Origin of the sequence: Hydrogenophaga sp. (assembly GCF_041913525.1) — a bacterium.
Taxonomy (GTDB): Bacteria; Pseudomonadota; Gammaproteobacteria; order Burkholderiales; family Burkholderiaceae_C; genus Hydrogenophaga.
Genome location: NZ_JAYSFD010000006.1, coordinates 113,092 through 129,941, shown reverse-complemented (window position 1 = coordinate 129,941; position 16,850 = coordinate 113,092). Strand labels below are relative to the sequence as shown.

At 70.2% G+C, this 16,850-nt stretch carries 15 protein-coding genes; 10 read left to right on the top strand and 5 right to left on the bottom strand.

Going from position 1 to position 16,850, the window contains the following annotated elements:
- The first annotated feature begins 6 nt into the window (after nucleotides 1-6).
- The 4 genes from ACE3RQ_RS09735 to ACE3RQ_RS09720 are packed head-to-tail and all read left to right on the top strand — an operon-like array spanning nucleotide 7 to nucleotide 3,299.
- Nucleotides 7-783, top strand: a complete 777-nt coding sequence (locus ACE3RQ_RS09735; RefSeq protein WP_374521776.1) for an Asp/Glu racemase — start codon at nucleotides 7-9, stop codon at nucleotides 781-783.
- Nucleotides 780-1,610 carry an alpha/beta fold hydrolase gene (locus ACE3RQ_RS09730; RefSeq protein ID WP_374521775.1) on the top strand — a complete coding sequence of 277 codons (831 nt, stop codon included), beginning with the start codon at nucleotides 780-782 and terminating at the stop codon, nucleotides 1,608-1,610. Before ACE3RQ_RS09735 ends, ACE3RQ_RS09730 begins: the two co-directional genes overlap by 4 nt.
- Before the next feature lie 17 nt (nucleotides 1,611-1,627).
- Nucleotides 1,628-2,695: a 2,5-dihydroxypyridine 5,6-dioxygenase gene (locus ACE3RQ_RS09725; protein WP_374521774.1), complete on the top strand. Its 1,068-nt coding sequence runs from the start codon at nucleotides 1,628-1,630 to the stop codon at nucleotides 2,693-2,695.
- Nucleotides 2,685-3,299: an isochorismatase family protein gene (locus ACE3RQ_RS09720; RefSeq protein ID WP_374521773.1), complete on the top strand. Its 615-nt coding sequence runs from the start codon at nucleotides 2,685-2,687 to the stop codon at nucleotides 3,297-3,299. The genes ACE3RQ_RS09725 and ACE3RQ_RS09720 overlap by 11 nt, the downstream gene beginning before the upstream one ends.
- A 19-nt stretch (nucleotides 3,300-3,318) precedes the next feature.
- Here the strand turns inward: ACE3RQ_RS09720 and ACE3RQ_RS09715 are convergent, their stop codons facing one another.
- The 4 genes from ACE3RQ_RS09715 to ACE3RQ_RS09700 all read right to left on the bottom strand — a co-directional run bounded on the left by ACE3RQ_RS09715 (nucleotide 3,319) and on the right by ACE3RQ_RS09700 (nucleotide 7,839).
- Complete coding sequence (locus tag ACE3RQ_RS09715; RefSeq protein ID WP_374521772.1) at nucleotides 3,319-3,996, bottom strand: TetR/AcrR family transcriptional regulator; 678 nt, start codon at nucleotides 3,994-3,996, stop codon at nucleotides 3,319-3,321.
- A gap of 191 nt (nucleotides 3,997-4,187) precedes the next feature.
- Entirely contained in the window at nucleotides 4,188-4,949 is a 762-nt protein-coding gene (locus tag ACE3RQ_RS09710; protein WP_374521771.1) for an enoyl-CoA hydratase-related protein, read from the bottom strand.
- An 18-nt stretch (nucleotides 4,950-4,967) separates the two neighbouring features.
- Nucleotides 4,968-6,125 carry an acyl-CoA dehydrogenase family protein gene (locus ACE3RQ_RS09705; protein ID WP_374521770.1) on the bottom strand — a complete coding sequence of 386 codons (1,158 nt, stop codon included), beginning with the start codon at nucleotides 6,123-6,125 and terminating at the stop codon, nucleotides 4,968-4,970.
- Nucleotides 6,126-6,165: 40 nt separating this feature from the next.
- Nucleotides 6,166-7,839 carry a long-chain-fatty-acid--CoA ligase gene (locus tag ACE3RQ_RS09700; protein ID WP_374521769.1) on the bottom strand — a complete coding sequence of 558 codons (1,674 nt, stop codon included), beginning with the start codon at nucleotides 7,837-7,839 and terminating at the stop codon, nucleotides 6,166-6,168.
- 168 nt (nucleotides 7,840-8,007) lie between these two features.
- Between ACE3RQ_RS09700 and ACE3RQ_RS09695 the strand changes: the two genes are divergently transcribed.
- From ACE3RQ_RS09695 to ACE3RQ_RS09670, 6 genes are all read left to right on the top strand, one after another.
- Nucleotides 8,008-8,829 (top strand): SDR family oxidoreductase, encoded by an 822-nt coding sequence (locus ACE3RQ_RS09695; protein WP_374521768.1) that lies wholly within the window; start codon nucleotides 8,008-8,010, stop codon nucleotides 8,827-8,829.
- A gap of 39 nt (nucleotides 8,830-8,868) precedes the next feature.
- On the top strand, nucleotides 8,869-10,077 hold the full coding sequence (locus tag ACE3RQ_RS09690) for an acetyl-CoA C-acetyltransferase (protein ID WP_374521767.1): 1,209 nt from the start codon (nucleotides 8,869-8,871) through the stop codon (nucleotides 10,075-10,077).
- A 7-nt stretch (nucleotides 10,078-10,084) separates the two neighbouring features.
- Nucleotides 10,085-12,229, top strand: a complete 2,145-nt coding sequence (locus ACE3RQ_RS09685; RefSeq protein WP_374521766.1) for a 3-hydroxyacyl-CoA dehydrogenase NAD-binding domain-containing protein — start codon at nucleotides 10,085-10,087, stop codon at nucleotides 12,227-12,229.
- Nucleotides 12,230-12,305: 76 nt separating this feature from the next.
- Entirely contained in the window at nucleotides 12,306-13,286 is a 981-nt protein-coding gene (locus tag ACE3RQ_RS09680) for a Bug family tripartite tricarboxylate transporter substrate binding protein (RefSeq protein ID WP_374521765.1), read from the top strand.
- On the top strand, nucleotides 13,286-14,305 hold the full coding sequence (locus tag ACE3RQ_RS09675; RefSeq protein ID WP_374521764.1) for an NADPH:quinone oxidoreductase family protein: 1,020 nt from the start codon (nucleotides 13,286-13,288) through the stop codon (nucleotides 14,303-14,305). The genes ACE3RQ_RS09680 and ACE3RQ_RS09675 overlap by 1 nt, the downstream gene beginning before the upstream one ends.
- A gap of 29 nt (nucleotides 14,306-14,334) precedes the next feature.
- On the top strand, nucleotides 14,335-15,555 hold the full coding sequence (locus ACE3RQ_RS09670; RefSeq protein WP_374521763.1) for a CaiB/BaiF CoA transferase family protein: 1,221 nt from the start codon (nucleotides 14,335-14,337) through the stop codon (nucleotides 15,553-15,555).
- Between the two features lie 25 nt (nucleotides 15,556-15,580).
- Here ACE3RQ_RS09670 and ACE3RQ_RS09665 read toward each other — a convergent pair whose 3' ends face one another.
- Nucleotides 15,581-16,831 carry an MFS transporter gene (locus ACE3RQ_RS09665; protein ID WP_374521762.1) on the bottom strand — a complete coding sequence of 417 codons (1,251 nt, stop codon included), beginning with the start codon at nucleotides 16,829-16,831 and terminating at the stop codon, nucleotides 15,581-15,583.
- Nucleotides 16,832-16,850 lie beyond the last annotated feature (19 nt).

Here is a 16,850-nt window from a genome sequence, read left to right as displayed (position 1 = left end):
ATCAACATGACCCAGAAGACCCATTTCCGCATCGGGCAGATCGTGCCCAGTTCCAACACCACCATGGAGACCGAGATCCCGGCCATGCTGCGCCTGCGCGAGCAGGTACGTCCGGAGCGCTTCACCTTCCACTCCGCGCGCATGCGCATGAAGCACGTGAACAAGGAAGAGCTGGCCGCGATGGACGCCGAGTCCGACCGCTGCGCGCTGGAGCTGAGCGATGCCCGCGTGGACGTGCTCGGCTACGCCTGCCTGGTGGCCATCATGGCCATGGGCCGCGGCTACCACTGCCAGTCCCAGGCCCGCCTGGGCGGCGTGACGCAGAGCAACGGTGGCGCGGCGCCCGTGGTGACCAGCGCCGGCGCCCTGGTGGACGCGCTCAAGGTGATGGGCGCGCGGCGCATTGCGCTGGTGGCGCCCTACATGGTGCCGCTGACGCGGCTGGTGATCGACTACATCGAACACGAAGGCTTCGAGGTGGCCGACTGGCGCGCGCTCGAAATCCCCGACAACCTGGAGGTGGGCCGCCACGACCCGGCCCGCCTGCCGGGCATCGTGGCCGGCATGAAGACCGACGACGTGGACGTGATCGTGCTCTCGGCCTGCGTGCAGATGCCGTCGCTGCCCGCCATCGCGCAGGTGGAGGCCCAGACCGGCAAGCCGGTGATCACCGCCGCCGTGGCCACCACCTACGCCATGCTGGGCGCGCTGGGGCTGGACCAGGTGGTGCCCGGCGCTGGCGCCCTGCTATCCGGGGCCTACTCGCAGAAAGGCCACGCATGAGCGCCAGCCAGTTCCTCTACGGAGCCAACGTACGGGCCAACGGCATTCGCCAGCACTACCTGCGCTACGGCGGCACCGAGGGCGCACGCGCACAGCGCGACGCCGTGGTGCTGGTGCCCGGCATCACCAGCCCGGCCGTCACCTGGGGCTTCGTGGCCGAGCGCCTGGGCCGCCATTTCGACACCTACGTGCTCGACGTGCGCGGCCGCGGCCTGAGCGAGGCTGGCGAGCACCTGGACTACAGCCTGGACGCGCAGTCGCAAGACCTGCTGGCCTTTGGCGCAGCCCTGGGCCTGAAGCGCTTTGCCTACGTGGGCCACTCCATGGGTGGACGCATCGCCTTGCGCGCCGCGGCCCGCCAGCCCACCGGCCTCACCCGTATCGTGGCGGTGGACCCGCCTGTCTCCGGCCCCGGCCGGCGCCCCTACCCGGCCCAACTGCCTTGGTACGTGGACTCGATCCGCCAGGCCCGCCAAGGCATGAGCGCCGAGCAGATGCGCGCCTTCTGCCCCACATGGACCGACGAGCAACTGCGCTTGCGTGCTGAGTGGCTGCACACCTGCGACGAGCGCGCCATCGTCACCAGCTTCGAGGCTTTCCAGACCGATGACGTGCACGCCAACCTACCCGACATCGCCGTGCCCGTGCTGCTGATGACCGCCGAACGCGGCGACGTGGTGCGCCCGGACGACGTGGACGAGATCCGACGCCTGGCGCGCGACTGCCGCAGCGTGCGAGTGCCCGACGCCGGTCACATGATTCCCTGGGACAACGAGCCCGGGTTCTATGCCGCCTTTGGTGATTTCCTCGGCGCCCCCCTGATCTGACCCCACCGGAGCCCGCCATGCCCATTCGTGACACCGACCTCATCCAGGCCTGGACGCAAGTGCTGACCTTGTCGCAACTCAAGCCGGGGCAGTCCGTGACCGTGCTCACCAGCGACAACACCCATCCCCAGACACTGCGCTGCGCCATCACCGCCGCCTCTCTGATGGGAGCCAATGTGTGCCGCCTTGACCTGCCCCCCGTCAACGGCGAAAAGGCCCTTAGCCGAGACCCGCTGGCCTACCTGGGCACCACGCCCCTTACCGGCAACCCGCCGGCGATCGCGGCCCTGAAGGCCAGCGACTTGGTGCTGGACCTCATGACCCTGCTGTTCTCACCCGAGCAGCACGAGATTCTGTCCACCGGCACCAAGATCCTGCTGGCAATGGAACCCCCCGAGATCCTCGCCCGCCTCGTGCCCACTGAGGCCGACTACCGCCGCGTGCAAGCCGGCGTGAAGCTACTGCAGGGCAAGCGGGTGATGCGCGTGACCTCGGCCGCTGGCACCGACCTGCACCTGCCACTGGGCGAGTACCCCATCACGGCCGAGTACGGCTTCGTCGACCAGCCCGGGCGCTGGGACCACTGGCCCAGTGGCTTTGTGTTCACCTGGCCCAACGAAGGCGCCGCCCACGGCCGCATCGTGCTGAACAAGGGCGATGTGCTGCTGCCGCAGAAAAGCATGGTCACCGAGCCGATCACCCTCACGGTGGACAAGGGCTACGTCACCCGCATCGAGGGCGGGCTGGACGCCGAGCTGCTGCGCGAGTACATCGACTCCTTCGCCGACCCCGAGGCCTACGCCATCTCGCACATCGGCTGGGGCCTGCAGAAGCGGGCCTACTGGTCCACGCTGGGCCTGTACGACCGAGAAGCCACCATCGGCATGGACGCGCGCGCCGTGAGCGGCAACTTCCTGTTCTCGCTCGGCCCCAACAACGAAGCTGGCGGCAGCCGCACCACGGCCTGCCACATCGACATCCCCATGCGCCGCTGCAATGTGTTCGTGGACGACCTGCAAGTGGTGGCCGATGGGCAGGTGGTCGAATCGCTGATGCAGGAAGCCGAGGTGACCCATGCACGATGAAGCCGCCGTTTTCCAGCGCCAGGGCTTTGGCGCCGGCCTAGGCCTACGCCCGCCACTGGGGCTGCTCATCATTGACTTCGTCAACGGCTTCGCCGACCCCGCGGTGTTCGGGGGCGGCAACATCCCGCCGGCCATGCGCCAGAGCGAGGACCTGCTCGCCCTGGCTCGCGAGCGCGGTTGGCCGGTGGCGCACAGCCGCATCGTCTATGCCGACGACGACAGCGACGCCAACGTCTTCAGCGCCAAGGTGCCGGGCATGCTGACCCTGAAGGAAAACTCACCGGCCAGCGCCATCGTGGCCGAGTTGGCGCCTCGCCCGGGCGAGCTGGTGGTGCGCAAGAACGTGCCCTCGGCCTTCTTCGGCACCACGCTGGCGCCCTGGCTCACCGCGCGGGGCGTGCAGACCCTGCTGGTGGCCGGCTGCGTCACCAGCGGCTGCGTGCGAGCCAGCGTGGTGGACGCCATGTGCTGGGGCTTCCGCCCAGTGGTGATCGAGGATTGTGTGGGCGACCGCGCCATCGGCCCGCACGAGGCCAGCCTGTTCGACATGCGCCAGAAATACGCCGACGTGATCGACCTGGCGCAGCTTCGCGCCCAGGTCTGACCGTCTGCCCCGGCGCCGCTCAGGGGGCCTCGAAGCCCCCGGTCACGAAGCGCGTGACCTGATCGATCAGCGCCTCGGTGTCCTCAGGGTCGTACAGGCCCTCAGGCGCCATCTCTTCCATGCGGTGCGTGTCGGAGAAGGCGTACAGGTAGGTGCCAATCATCAGCGTCACGCGCCAGTAGGCGTCCAGCTCGCCCAGCCCCGGCAGCGCAAGGCGCATGGCCTCCACGTAGCGCTGGGTGGACGCCCCGTAAGCGTCGGTGCGCAGGCGATACGAGATCTCTGGCGGCTCAGTGTGCAACCGCGCCTGCAGGCGCAGGAACGAGCGCCCCTGCGGCGTGCTGCGCAGCGCCAGCGTGGGCCACAGAAAAGCGTGCACGATCTCTTTCACCGTGGGCCGGCCCTTGGCCAGCAGCTCGTCGAGCAGCTCCATGCGCTGCTGCGAGATCTTCTGGCCGCGGCGCAGGAACATCTCTTCAAACAGGCCGTACTTCGAGCCAAAGTAGTAGTTGATGAGGGCCTGCGTCACGTGGGCCGAATCGGCCACCTCGCGCAAGGTGGTGCCCGCGTAGCCCAGTTCGGCGAAGCGGGCCTCGGCAGCGTCCATGATCTCGTCTCGCAGGGTGCTGGTCCCCTCGGGGCGACCCGGGCCTTTTTGCTTGACGCGGTGCGCTGCCGGTCTTGACTTGTTCGTCATGGTTTAAATTGGCCAAACTTTTAATTCCGGCAGTATAGGGGCTAGCAACCTAGCCCGCGCCTGCGCGGCAGTCTGGCAAAAAAAGAGGGCGGCACTTGCGTGCCGCCCTCGCCAAGGCGCTCTTGTCGGCGCCTGTACCTTCTTCGATCGCCCATCGCCGAAGGAATCGTTGAACCTGTTGGGTGAGGGGCTCAGCGGCCTTTCCACACCGGGGCCCGACGCTCGAAGAACGCGCGGATGCCCTCTTGCAAATCGTCACTGCCCCGAATCTCGGCCAGGGCCTGTTCGGTGGCGGCCCAGCCCAGGGCGTCGTCGGTGCCCAGCCAGCCGTTCATGGCTTTCAGCGAGGCCTGCACCGACAAGGGCGCATTGGTCGCGATGCGTTGGGCCATGGCCAAGGCCTGGGCCAGTGCCTGGCCGGGCTCGACGAGGCGGTTGACCAGGCCGGCCGCGTGGGCGCGCTCGGCGTCCAGCGGCTCGCCGGTCAGCACCAGTTCGCGCGCCACGTTGGGCGGCAAAACCTGCAAGGCCCGAAACAGGGCGCCGCAGGTGGGCAGCACGCCGCGCACCACCTCGGGCAGGCCGAAGCGGGCGTGGCGGGCGGCCACCACCAGGTCGCAGGCCAGCACGATCTCTAGGCCGCCCCCCAGGGCGGCGCCCTCCACGGCGGCGATCAGGGGCTTGGCGCGCCGGCGTCGGATCAGGCCGTACTCGCCCCCGCGCTCGGTCACGTAGTCGCCGCGCGAGGCCAGGTCGCTGCCCGCGCTGAACACCTGCGTGCCCCCGGTGAGCACGCCCGCGCGCAGCTCGGGGCTGTCTTCTAGCTGGTTGAGCGCGACGTCCAGCGCATCGGCCAGCGCGCGGTCGATGGCGTTGCGCTTGGCCTCGCGCTGCAGGGTGATGACGAGCACGTCACCCAGGCGCTGGGTGAGCACGCCACTGCTGGGGCTCATGCCGGGCAGCGCCATGGCTCAGGCCACGCGCTGTTCCAGGTCGCGCGCGATCAGCTCTTTCATGATCTCGTTGGTGCCGGCCAGGATGCGATGGATGCGCACGTTCTGGTACAGGCGCGCGATCGGGTACTCCAGCATGTAGCCGGCGCCGCCGTGCAACTGCACGCACTCGTCCACCACCTGGCCGCAGGCGTCGGTCACCCACCACTTGGCCATGGAGGCCGAGGTGTTGTCCAGCTTGCCTTCCTGCAGCTTGGCCACGCACTGGTCGATGAAGGCACCGGCCAGCGCGGCCTTGGTTTCGCACTCGGCCAGCTTGAAGCGGGTGTTCTGCATCTGCATCAGGCTTTGGCCGAACACCTTGCGGTTGGCGGTGAACTGCAGGGTCTCGTCGATGGCGCGCTCCATGCAGGCCAGCGACATGGCGGCGGTGATGACGCGCTCTCGCCCCAGCTCCTTCATGAGCTGGCGGAAGCCCTGGCCTTCTTGCGGGCCCAGCAGGTTGGCGCAGGGCACGCGCATGTCGTCAAAGAACAGCTCGGCCGTGTCTTGCGAGTGCAGGCCCACCTTGGCCAGGGTGCGGCCGCGGCGGAAGCCTTGCACCTTGTCGGTCTCCACCACCACGATGGAGATGCCGCGCGCGCCCTGCTCGGGGTCGGTCTTGACCACCAGGCAGATCAGGTTGGCGGTGCTGCCGTTGGTGATGTAGGTCTTGGCGCCGTTGATCACGTACTCGTCGCCCTCGCGGCGCGCCGAGGTGCGGATGCTTTGCACGTCAGAGCCGGTGCCCGGCTCGGTGATGGCCAGGCCACCCACCAGTTCGCCGGTGGCCATCTTGGGCAGCCAATCGCGCTTTTGTTCTTCGGTGGCGAAGTTCTGGATGTAGTGGGCCACGATGCCGCTGTGCAGCGAGTTGCCCAGACCCGGGCAGAGCATGCGGCCCTGCTCCGAGAAAATCACCATTTCGTGCGTGAAGTTGCCGCCACCGCCGCCGTACTCCTCGCGGATGCCGGGGCACAGCAGGCCGGCGGCGCCGGCCTTGTACCAGACCTCGCGGTCCACCACCTGCTGGCGGCCCCAGCGTTCTTCGTGGGGCAGCAGCTCGGTTTCGTAAAAGCGGCGGGCGCTGTCGCGCAGGGTTTCCAGTTCGGGGTCCATCCAGGCTGGTTGGCGCATGGGGTCTTGTCTCCGTGTGGGGTGATGTCAATGAAGGGGTTCAGCGCGCGGCGGCGGCGCGGGCGGCCTCTTGCAGGCTGCGCCAGTCGATCTTTCCGGTGCCCGAGCGCGGCAGTCGGTCCACGAACTCGACCTCGCGCGGGCACTTGTAGGTGGCCATCTGGCCCTTGGCCCATTCCATCAGGGCCTCGGCCGTGAGGTCGGCGCCGGGGCGGCGCACCACCACCGCGCGCACCTGCTCGCCGCGCGTGGGATGGGGAATGGCGATGACACAAACCTCTTGCACGCCCGGGTGGCGGTGCAGCAGCGATTCCACCTCGGTGGGCCACACCTTGTAGCCGCCCACGTTGATCATTCGCTTCAGGCGGTCCACCAGGAAGTGGTAACCGTCTTCGTCGCGGGTGACCAGGTCGCCGGTGCGCAGCCAGCGCTTGCCGTCGCGTTGCACAAAGGTCTCGGCGTTGGCCTTGTCGTTGTTCCAGTAGCCGGGCGTGACCTGCTCGCCCGCCACCCACAGCTCACCGCTGTCGGGCGTGGCGCCCTCGGGGTAGGGCTCCAGCGTCACCGGGTCCACCACCATGGCGCTCACGCCGAAGGTGGGAATGCCCAGGCACTGGCGCTTGGTGCGTTGCAGCGGGTTGGCCATGAGCATGGAGGCGGTCTCGGTCATGCCGTAGGCCTCCATGTAGCGAATGCCCAGCTCGCGCGTGAGGCGCTCGTTCACCGCTTCGGGCAAGGCCGAGCCGCCGCCGGTGATCACGGCCACGCTGTCCAGCGCGTCGGGCTTCAGGCCCGGCAGGGCCAGCAGGTCCAGCAGCATGGGCGGGGCCACGCCCCAGCGGCTCACGCGGTGCTCGGCGATGAGCGCGGCCGCCCGCGCGGCGTCCCAACGCGGCAGCAGCACCACCGTGCTGCCCAGGTAGGTCACGGTGTTGACAAGCGCTTGCAGGCCTTGCATGTGGAACATGGGCGAGGCACCCAGGAAGGTGTCTTCGGCCGTTTCGCTGCGCCAGATGGCGGGCGTGAGGGCCGCGGCCATGAGCGAGCGGTGGCTGTGGGTGCAGCCCTTGGGCCGCGCGGTGGTGCCCGAGGTGAAGGCGATCAGGGCCAGGTCGTCCGGGCCGGCGGTGGCCGGCGCGGGCACCAGGCCCTCGGCCAGGGCCTCGGTCCAGCGCGTGACCGCCGCATGGGGTGAGGGCTCAGGCGGGGCCACGAACCAGTCGGGCGTGTCGGCGTCCAGGCCGTCCAGCCCTTCGCTGTAGGCGAACAGCACCACGTGGTCGATCTCGCGGCCCACCAGCGGGGCCAGGCGCGGCCACAGCTCCTGCGCGGCGATCACCACGCGCGCGCCGCTGTCTTGCGCGGCATGGGCGAACTCTTCGCTCAGGTTCATGGGGTTCACCGGCACGGCCGCCGCGTCGGCGCGCTGGATGGCGTGGTAGGCGGTGGCGAACTGCGGCGAGCTTTGCCCGCTGAGCAGCACCCGGTCACCGGGGCGCACGCCCGCGCGCTGCTGCAGCCAGCCGGCCAGGGCCTGCGCGTTGCGCCAGATGCGCCCGAAGGTGGCGCGGTGGCCGTAGACCACATAGGCCGGCTTGTCGGGGTAGCGGCGCGCGGCGATTTCCAGGTTGCTCACCAGCGTGGTCTGCGGCAGGTGCAGCCGGGTGCTCAGGCCCTTGGGCCAGAACGGGGAAGGCAGGGGGGATGTGCTCATGGGTGACGAGGGTTCACGAAAGCCAGGGCTCGGGCTGGGCGCACGGCGCCACCAGCGAACCGCATGCTAACGCCATTTTCACAAAGGTTCAACCTTTGCCTATTTGATTGACAAAAGTTTCAGAATGGATCTAGCATAAAAAGGATCAACCAATAAAAAGGACGTCGATTGGAAACCCTCGCCTCCTCGGGCTTCGCGCCCGACCTGCTCCAGGGCAAGGTCGCCCTGGTGGCTGGCGCCTCCAGTGGCATCAACCTGGCCATTGCGCGCCGGCTGGCCGCTGCCGGGGCGCGGGTGGCGATGCTCAGCCGCAGCGCCGAGCGCATCGAGGCGGCTGGCGCCTTGGTGGCCGCCGAAGGGCAAGAGGTGCTGGCGCGCGCGGCCGACGTGCGCGACTTTGACGCCGTGGCCGCCGTGGCGGCCGAGGCAGCGCAGCGCTTCGGGCCGCTGGACATCGTGGTCTCGGGCGCGGCGGGCAACTTCCACGCGCCGGCCGCGCACCTGTCGGCCAACGGCTTCAAGACCGTGATCGACATTGACCTGATCGGCAACTTCAACGTGCTGCGCGCCAGCTTCGAGCACCTGCGCAAGCCGGGTGCCTCGCTGTTCTCGATCACCGCCCCAGGCGCCGAGGTGCCGGGCCTGTTCCAGGTGCACGCCAACGCGGCCAAGGCCGGCATCAACATGACCGTGCGCTGCCTGGCCATGGAATGGGGCCCGGCCGGCGTGCGGGTGAACGCGCTCTCGCCCGGCCCCATTGCCAACACCCCCGGCATGGCCAAGCTGGCCGCCTCGCCCGAGCGCGAACAGGCCCTGAAAGCGCGCCTGCCGCTGCGCCGCTACGGCGACTTTGACGACATCACCAACGCCGCCCTCTTCCTGGCCAGCGACCTCTCGCGCTACGTGACCGGCACCGTGCTCGATTGCGACGGCGGCATGCGCCTGGGCGACGCCTCGGCCGACGCCCTCTCGCCGCCCGCGCGCGGCTGAGTTCCTTTTCCAGACGATTTCCCGACGAAAGACCCCCGTATGAAAGAAGCTTTCATTTACGACGCGCTGCGCACACCGCGCGGCAAGGGGCGGCCCGATGGCCGCCTGCACGAGGTCAACCCGGTGGACCTGCTGGCCGGCCTGATGCAGGCCCTGCAGCGCCGCACCCAGGTGGACACGGCCCAGATCGAAGACGCCCTGATCGGCTGCGTGATGCCCTATGGCGAACAAAGCGGCTGCATCGCCAAGACCGCCGCGCTGCGCGCCGGCTGGGACTGGCAGGTGCCCGGCGTGCAGCTTGACCGCTACTGCGGCTCGGGCATTGAGGCGGTGAACATCGCCGCGGCCAAGCTGCGCTCGGGCTGGGAGAGCCTGATCGTGGCCGGTGGCGTGGAGTCGATGTCGCGCGTGGCCATGGGCGGCGCCCCGGGGCCGCGCGACACCAAGCCCGAGATGGTGTTCCAGCTCAAGCCGGTGCCCACTGGCGTGGCGGCCGACCTGCTGGCCACGCTGGACGGCCATAGCCGCGAAGACGTGGACGCCTACGCCCTGCGCTCGCAGCAGCGCGCCGCGCACGCCCGCGCCAACGGTCACTTCGCCAAGTCGCTGGTGCCGGTGCAAGACGCCAACGGCCTGACGCTGCTGGCCGAAGACGAACTGATCCGCGCCGATTCGTCCATGGACAAGCTCGGCGCGCTCAAGCCCTCGTTCCAGGCCATGGGCGAGCTGGGTGGCTTTGACGCGCTGGCGCTCATGAAGTACCCGCACCTGGAGCGCATTCGCCACGTGCACACCGGAGGCAACTCGTCCGGCATCGTGGACGGCGCCTCGCTGCTGCTGCTGGGCACCGAAGACAAGGGCCGCGAGCTGGGCCTCACGCCGCGCGCGCGCATCGTGTCGGTGGCGGCCGTGGGCACCGAGCCCACGCTGATGCTGGCCGGCCCGGCGCCGGCCTCGCGCCTGGCCTTGAAGAAGGCCGGCCTGTCGATCGACGACATCGACCTGATCGAGGTGAACGAGGCCTTCTCGTCGGTGGTGCTGCGCTTCATCAGCGAGATGAAGGTGGACCCGGAGAAGGTGAACGTGAACGGTGGCGCCATTGCCATGGGCCACCCCCTGGGCGCCACCGGCGGCATGCTGATCGGCACGCTGCTGGACGAACTCGAACGCCGCCAACTGCGCCGCGGCCTGGTCACGGCCTGCGTGGCCGGCGGCATGGGCATCGCCACCATCATCGAACGGGTCTGACCACCACATGAGCAGCATTCAGTACCAACAAGACGCCGACGGCATCGTCACCCTCACCATCGACATGCCGGGCCAGTCGGCCAACACCATGAACACGGCCTTTCGGGCCGACTACGCCGCCGCTGTCGAGCGGCTGCAAGCCGAGCGCGACCAGATCACCGGGGTGATCATCACCTCGGGCAAAAAGACCTTCTTCGCCGGCGGCGACCTCAACAGCCTGCTGGCCGTGCAGCCCAGCGAAAAGGCCGCGCTGTTCGAGCGCGCCCAGGGCATGAAGGCCACCCTGCGCCAGCTAGAGAAGCTGGGCAAGCCGGTGGTGGCCGCCATCAACGGCACCGCACTGGGCGGTGGCTTCGAGCTGTGCCTGGCCTGCCACGCCCGCTTCGCCCTGGCCGACCCGTCCATTGCCCTGGGCCTGCCCGAAGTGGGCCTGGGCCTGCTGCCGGGCGGCGGCGGCATCGTGCGCCTGGTGCGCCTGCTCGGCCTGGAAGCGGCCATGCCCTACCTGCAGGAAGGCACCACCTTTGCGCCTGAGAAAGCCAAGGCCCTGGGCCTGGTGAACGACACCGCCGCCGACGCCGAAGGCCTGATGCGCCTGGCGCGCGAGTGGATCCAGGCCCACCCCGAGGCCACCCAGCCTTGGGACCGCAAGGGCTGGCGCCTGCCCGGCGCCACCGAGCTGGCCCCGGCCTCGCTCACCTTCCTGCGCACCGCCCCCGTGCAGCTGATGAAGAAAACCCGTGGCTGCTACCCCGCGCCCATGGCCATCTTCTCGGCCGCGGTGGAAGGCGCGGTGGTGGACTTTGACACCGCCAGCACCATCGAGAGCCGCCACTTCGTGGGCCTGGCCACCGGGCCGGTGGCCAAGAACCTGATCACCACGTTCTTCTTCCAGATGAACGAGATCAAGGCCGACAAGGGCCGCCCCGCTGGCGTGCCACCCAAGCGCTTTGCCCGCGTGGGCGTGCTGGGCGCCGGCATGATGGGCGCGGGCATCGCGCACGTGAACGCATTGCGCGGCATCACCACCGTGCTGAAAGACGTGACGCCCGAGCAGGCCGCCAAGGGCAAAGCCCACAGCGAGAAGCTGCTGGCCAAGCGCATCGCCAAGGGCGCCATGACCGAGGCCCGCCGCGACGCGGTGCTGCAGGCCATCGTGCCCACCGCCGACGCGGCCGACCTGGCCGGCTGCGAGCTGATCATCGAGGCGGTGTTCGAGAACCGCGAGCTCAAGGCCCGCGTCACGCAAGAGGCCGAACCGCATCTGGTTCCTGGCGGCATCTTCGCCTCCAACACCTCCACCCTGCCCATCACCGGGCTGGCCAAGGCCAGCGCCCACCCCGAGCGCTTCATCGGCCTGCACTTCTTCTCGCCGGTGGACCGCATGCCGCTGGTGGAGGTGATCAAGGGCCGCGAGACCTCGCCCGAGACCCTGGCCCACGCGCTGGACTACGTGAAGCAGATCGGCAAGACGCCCATCGTGGTGAACGACTCGCGTGGCTTCTTCACCAGCCGCGTGTTCGGCACCTTCACCAAGGAAGGCGCGGCCATGCTGGGCGAGGGCGTGCCCGCCGCGCTGATCGAGAACGCCGCGCTCAGCGTGGGCATGCCGGTGGGTCCGCTGGCGGTGATGGACGAGACCTCCATGGCGCTGAGCCTGTCGGTCAAGCGCCAGACCGAGGCCGACCTGGCCGCCGAGGGCAAGACCCTGCCCGCCCACCCGGGCTGGGCCGTGATCGAGCGCATGGCCGATGGCCTCAAGCGCCCCGGCCGCGCGGGCGGCGGCGGCTACTACGACTACCCCGAGGGCGAGCCCAAGCGCCTGTGGTCGGGCCTGCAGGCCGAGTTCGGCCAGCCGGGCGCGGACGTGCCGTTTGAAGACCTGCGCGACCGCATCTTGTACATCCAGGCGATCGAGGCGATCCGCATCGTGCAAGAGGGCGTGATCGAGTGCGCCCGCGACGCCAACATCGGCTCGGTGCTGGGCATCGGCTTCCCGCGCTGGACGGGCGGCGTGCTGCAGTTCGTGAACATGGTCGGCCTGCCCGCGTTTGCGCAGCGCGCGGCCGAACTCGCACAGCGGTACGGCGAGCGCTTCGCGCCGCCGGCCTTGCTGTTGGACATGGCGCAGCGCGGCGAGCGCTTCGCCTGATCCAGCCCCCCAGGCGCGCGCCCCGCCCTGGCGGGGCCGTGCGCCGGTTTCAGCCCACCCAAAAGGAGACACACACATGATCAACCGCCGACAAGCCCTGGCCCTGGCCGTGGCCAGCACCACCCCCCTGGCCACCGCGCCCACCTGGGCACAAGACAACCCCTGGCCCACCAAGCCCATCACGCTGGTGCTGCCCTTCCCTGCCGGCGGCCAGACCGATGGCGTGGCCCGCCTGCTGGGCAAGAACCTGGAGCCCCTGCTGGGCCAGCCCGTGGTGGTGGACAACCGCCCCGGCGCCAACTCGCTCATCGGCACCAACCTGGTAGCGCGCTCGGCCCCCGATGGCCACACCCTGCTGCTGAACATGACCGCGCTGGTGAGCAACCCGGTGCTGCTGCCCAACGTCAACTACGACCCGCACAAAGACTTCGCCCCGGTGGCCCGCCTGTACGAACTGCCCGCGCTGTGGGCCGTGCCGGGCAATGGCCCCAAGACCCTGGCCGAGTTCGTGGAGAAGGCCAAGGCCGCCAAAGAGCCGCTGAACTTCGCCACCACCGGCCACGCCTCCAGCTCGCACTACTTCGGCGAGGTGTTCGGGCGCAGCGCCAACATCAAGCTCAACCACGTGCCCTACAAGGGCGAGGCGCCCATCCTGCCCGACCTGACCGCCGGCCGCCTGGACGCCGCCGTGATCTCCAGCGCCAGCGCATTGGCCTTCGGTGGTGACGGCCGCGTGCGCGTGCTGGCCGCCAACGGCACCCGCCGCTGGAAGGTGCTGCCCGACGTGCCCACCTTCCTGGAGCTGGGCGTTCCCGGCATCTCCAACGAATCGTTCTGCGGCATCTTCGCGCCCACGCGCACGCCCAAGGCGGTGGTGGACAAGCTGCACAAAGCGATTCAGCAGGTGATGGCCACGCCCGAGTTCCAGAAGCAGATGCTGGCCTACGGCCTGGAAGTGGCACCGGCCATCACGCCCGACCAGTTCGCCGCTGTGATGAAGAAGGCCACGGACGAGTGGGTGGCCATCAAGAAGAACAGCGCGATCCGCGTCGAGTGATGAGCGCCGCCGGCCCCACGGTGCACGCCTGGCGCGTGCACAGCTTTGAGGCGGGCGCACAGCCCACGCTGGACCTGCTGCCCATGCCCGAGCCCGGGCCGGGCGAGGTGCGGGTGCGCGTGCTGGCCAGCGCCATCAGCTTCGTTGACCTGCTGCTGGCCAGCGGCGGCTACCAGTGGAAGCCGCCCACGCCCTTCGTGCCGGGCTCGGAGTTCAGCGGCGTGGTCGATGCGCTGGGCACCGGCGACACGCTGGGCCTGCGCGTGGGCGACCGCGTGTGCGGCGTGCGCCAAGGCGCCTGGACGGAAATGCTCTGCCTGCCCGCCAGTGCCGCGCTGCGCCTGGGCGGTGCCGACGAGGCGCCCACCGCAAGCGACTGGGCCATCGAGGCCGCGGCCCTGATGGCACCCTACGCCACCGCGCTCTATGCCCTGCGCGAGCGGGCCCATCTGCGCGCCGGCGAGACCCTGCTGGTGCTGGGCGCCAGCGGCGGCGTGGGCCATGCGGCGGTGCAACTGGGCCAGGTGCTGGGCGCGCGCGTGATCGCCGCCGCCAGCAACCCGGCCAAGCGCGCCGCCGCCCTGGCCGCCGGTGCCGACGCCGTGATCGACACCAGCGACGACTGGAAAGACGAGGCCAAGGCCCTGGCCGGCAAAGCCGGCGTGGACGTGGTGTTCGACCCCGTGGGCGGCGAGGCCACCGACACCGCCTTTCGCACCCTGGGCTGGCGCGGGCGGCACCTGATGGTGGGATTTGCTGGCGGGCAGATTCCCGCGCTCAAGGCCAACCTGGCCATCGTCAAGGGCGCGGCCCTGCTGGGCGTGGACTACCGCCAGGCCGGCGAGCGCGAGCCCGAGGTCACCCGCCAGGTGCAGCAAGACGTGCTGCGCCTCTACCGCGAAGGCCGCCTGCGCCCGCGCCTGCACAGCAGCCTGGGGCTGGAACGCCTGGCCGAGGCCGCCGCCCTGGTGCGCCAGCGCGACACGCTGGGCCGCGTGTTGCTGGACTTTCGGGCCTGAGGCACGGGCCTGCCACCAGGAGACAAGGCATGAGCGTGTTTGAGGGACTGAAGGTGCTGGACGTGGCCAGCTACGTGGCGGCGCCCGCGGCGGCGACGATCCTGTCGGATTTCGGCGCCGAGGTCATCAAGATCGAACCCCCCGAGGGGGGCGACGGTTACCGCGCCATGGCGGCCCTGCCCAACCTGCCCAAGAGCGAACACAACTACGCCTGGGACCTGGTGTCGCGCAACAAGCTGGGCCTGGCGCTGGACCTGCGCACGCCGGCTGGGCAGGCGGTGCTGCACCGCCTGGTCGGCCAGGCCGATGTGCTCATCACCAACTACCCCATCGCGGTGCGCGCGCGGCTGGGCCTTGACCCGCAGGCCTTGCTGGCCATCAACCCGCGCCTGGTGTTTGGCTCGGTGTCCGGCTACGGCGAAACCGGGCCCGAGGCCGACCGCCTGGGCTTTGACGCCACCGCCTACTTCGCGCGCTCAGGCCTGACCGACATCACCCGCGCCGACGAACACGCCCCGCCCACCGCCCCCGCCATGGCGCAGGGCGACCACCCCACCGCCAGCACGCTGTTTGGCGCCATCGTCATGGCCCTGTACCGGCGCGAACGCACCGGCCTGGGCGGCGTGGTGAGCACGTCCTTGCTGGCCAACGGCATCTGGGCCAACGCGGCCATGGTGCAGGCCGCACTGGCGGGCGCCGAGATTCGCTACCGGCAGGCCCGGCACGCGCCGCGCAGCGCGCTCTCGAACTTCTACCGCTGCGCCGACGAGCGCTGGCTCTCCATCGCCATGGTCTCCGAGACCAAGCTGTGGCCCGTGCTGCTGCAGGTGCTGGGCCTGCCCGAGCTGGCCACCGACGAGCGCTTTGTCACCCTGGAAGGCCGCCGCGCACACGCCCAGGCCCTCACCGCGCTCTTTGACCCCGTGTTCCTGCGCCGCGATGCCGCCGAGTGGCAGCGCCTGTTCGAGGCCGCTGGCGGCTTCACGGTCTCGGTGGTGGCGCGCCTGGCCGATGTGCCCCACGACGTGCAGGCGGTGCACGCCGGCGCCTTCGTCGAGGCCGACGGCATGGGCGGCACCCAGCGCACCGTGGACAGCCCGTTTCGCCTCGATGGGGTCACCAAGGTGCGCCCAAGCGGCGCACCCGCGCTGGGCCAGCACAGCCGCGACGTGTTGCGCGGCCATGGCTTCACCGACGCCGAGGTCGATGCCCTGGTGCAGCAAGGCGTGGTGAAGGAAGGCCAGCGCTGAGGGCGGTGGGCCTGCCGCCGCCGGCTCACAGCCGGTTCATGTCCCACACCACCCGGCCCAGGCGGCGCCAGCGCCAGCCATAGGCCGCCGCCAGCACCACCGCCAGGCCCGCGGCCAGCCAGCCAAAGGCCGCGTTCACCGACCCCCATTGCGCCAGCGCACCGGCCACGAGCTGGGCCAGGGGCATCACGCCGTTGAAGGCCAGCAGCAGCAGCGCGATCAGGCCGCCGCGCGCGGCGGGTGGCACGCGCCGGTGCAAGGTGGCGTTGGTGCCGGTGCCCACGAAGGACGTGCAAAAGCCCAGCAGCGCGAAGCCGGCCAGGGTGGTGGCCACGTGCGCACTGACGGCCAGCAGCACCAGCGCCAGCACCGCCAGCCAGGGCACGGCCATGAGACCCCGGCGCAGGCTGGCCTCGACGTGGCGCGATGACAGCAGCACCGCCGCCACCAGCGCCCCAACGCCGCTGGCCCCGAAGAACCAGCCGGTCCAGGCGCTGGCCGAACCGTAGACGCGATCGGCCAGCACCGGCACCAGGGTCTGGTAGGCCCCGGCGCAAAAGGCCACGCAGGCGGTCATGGGCAGAAACAGGCGACCGAAACCGTCTTGCCACACAAAGCGCAAGGCCGCGCCCAGGCCGCCGCCTTGCGCTGGCGTGGGCGCGGGCGGCACGGGCGACGGGCGGGGCAGGCGCCACACGTTGCGCCACATCACCGCCGTGCCCAGGGCGGCGAGCACAAAGCCCGCGCCAGGCCCCAGGGGCTCGAACATCAGCCCGGCCAGGGCCGGCCCCAGGGTGCGGGCCAGCAGGAACACCACGGTGTTCAGGGCGATGGCACTGGCCAGGCGGGCGCTGTCGTGGGTGAGGCTCATCAGCAGCATCTGGCGCGAAGGCACCTCCATGCCGCCCAGCACGCCGCGCACCAGGGCAGCGCCCAGCAGCACCGGCAGGGTCAGCAGGCCCAGCGCGTGGCCCAGGGTCAGGCCCACGGCCACCGCCATGGCGGCCGCCAGCACCGCCAGCGACAGGCGCCGCGCGTTGTCCACGCGCAAGCGGCCCGAGAGCAGCGGCGTGACCACCAGCGAGGGCAGGTAGATCAGGAAGTTCAGCGCCCCCAGCATCGCGGGCGACTGGGTCAGGCGCCAGACCAGCAGGTTCAGCGTGATGTCCAGCACCCAACTGCCCAGCAGCGAGGCCGCCTGCGCGCTGAGGTAGCGGCGCATGCGCGGCTCGGCCAGCGCGGGGAAGGCGCGGCCCAGGGAAAGCAGCATGGCCATGGGTGCCCGCGCCTCAGGC

What these genes read in the sequence shown, in the direction of transcription:
- ACE3RQ_RS09735 (WP_374521776.1), top strand. Translation starts at nt 7, where the DNA reads ATGACCCAGAAGACCCATTTCCGCATCGGGCAGATCGTGCCCAGTTCC.
- ACE3RQ_RS09730 (WP_374521775.1), top strand. Translation starts at nt 780, where the DNA reads ATGAGCGCCAGCCAGTTCCTCTACGGAGCCAACGTACGGGCCAACGGC.
- ACE3RQ_RS09725 (WP_374521774.1), top strand. Translation starts at nt 1,628, where the DNA reads ATGCCCATTCGTGACACCGACCTCATCCAGGCCTGGACGCAAGTGCTG.
- ACE3RQ_RS09720 (WP_374521773.1), top strand. Translation starts at nt 2,685, where the DNA reads ATGCACGATGAAGCCGCCGTTTTCCAGCGCCAGGGCTTTGGCGCCGGC.
- ACE3RQ_RS09715 (WP_374521772.1), bottom strand. Translation starts at nt 3,996, where the DNA reads ATGACGAACAAGTCAAGACCGGCAGCGCACCGCGTCAAGCAAAAAGGC.
- ACE3RQ_RS09710 (WP_374521771.1), bottom strand. Translation starts at nt 4,949, where the DNA reads ATGAGCCCCAGCAGTGGCGTGCTCACCCAGCGCCTGGGTGACGTGCTC.
- ACE3RQ_RS09705 (WP_374521770.1), bottom strand. Translation starts at nt 6,125, where the DNA reads ATGCGCCAACCAGCCTGGATGGACCCCGAACTGGAAACCCTGCGCGAC.
- ACE3RQ_RS09700 (WP_374521769.1), bottom strand. Translation starts at nt 7,839, where the DNA reads ATGAGCACATCCCCCCTGCCTTCCCCGTTCTGGCCCAAGGGCCTGAGC.
- ACE3RQ_RS09690 (WP_374521767.1), top strand. Translation starts at nt 8,869, where the DNA reads ATGAAAGAAGCTTTCATTTACGACGCGCTGCGCACACCGCGCGGCAAG.
- ACE3RQ_RS09685 (WP_374521766.1), top strand. Translation starts at nt 10,085, where the DNA reads ATGAGCAGCATTCAGTACCAACAAGACGCCGACGGCATCGTCACCCTC.
- ACE3RQ_RS09680 (WP_374521765.1), top strand. Translation starts at nt 12,306, where the DNA reads ATGATCAACCGCCGACAAGCCCTGGCCCTGGCCGTGGCCAGCACCACC.
- ACE3RQ_RS09675 (WP_374521764.1), top strand. Translation starts at nt 13,286, where the DNA reads ATGAGCGCCGCCGGCCCCACGGTGCACGCCTGGCGCGTGCACAGCTTT.
- ACE3RQ_RS09670 (WP_374521763.1), top strand. Translation starts at nt 14,335, where the DNA reads ATGAGCGTGTTTGAGGGACTGAAGGTGCTGGACGTGGCCAGCTACGTG.
- ACE3RQ_RS09665 (WP_374521762.1), bottom strand. Translation starts at nt 16,831, where the DNA reads ATGGCCATGCTGCTTTCCCTGGGCCGCGCCTTCCCCGCGCTGGCCGAG.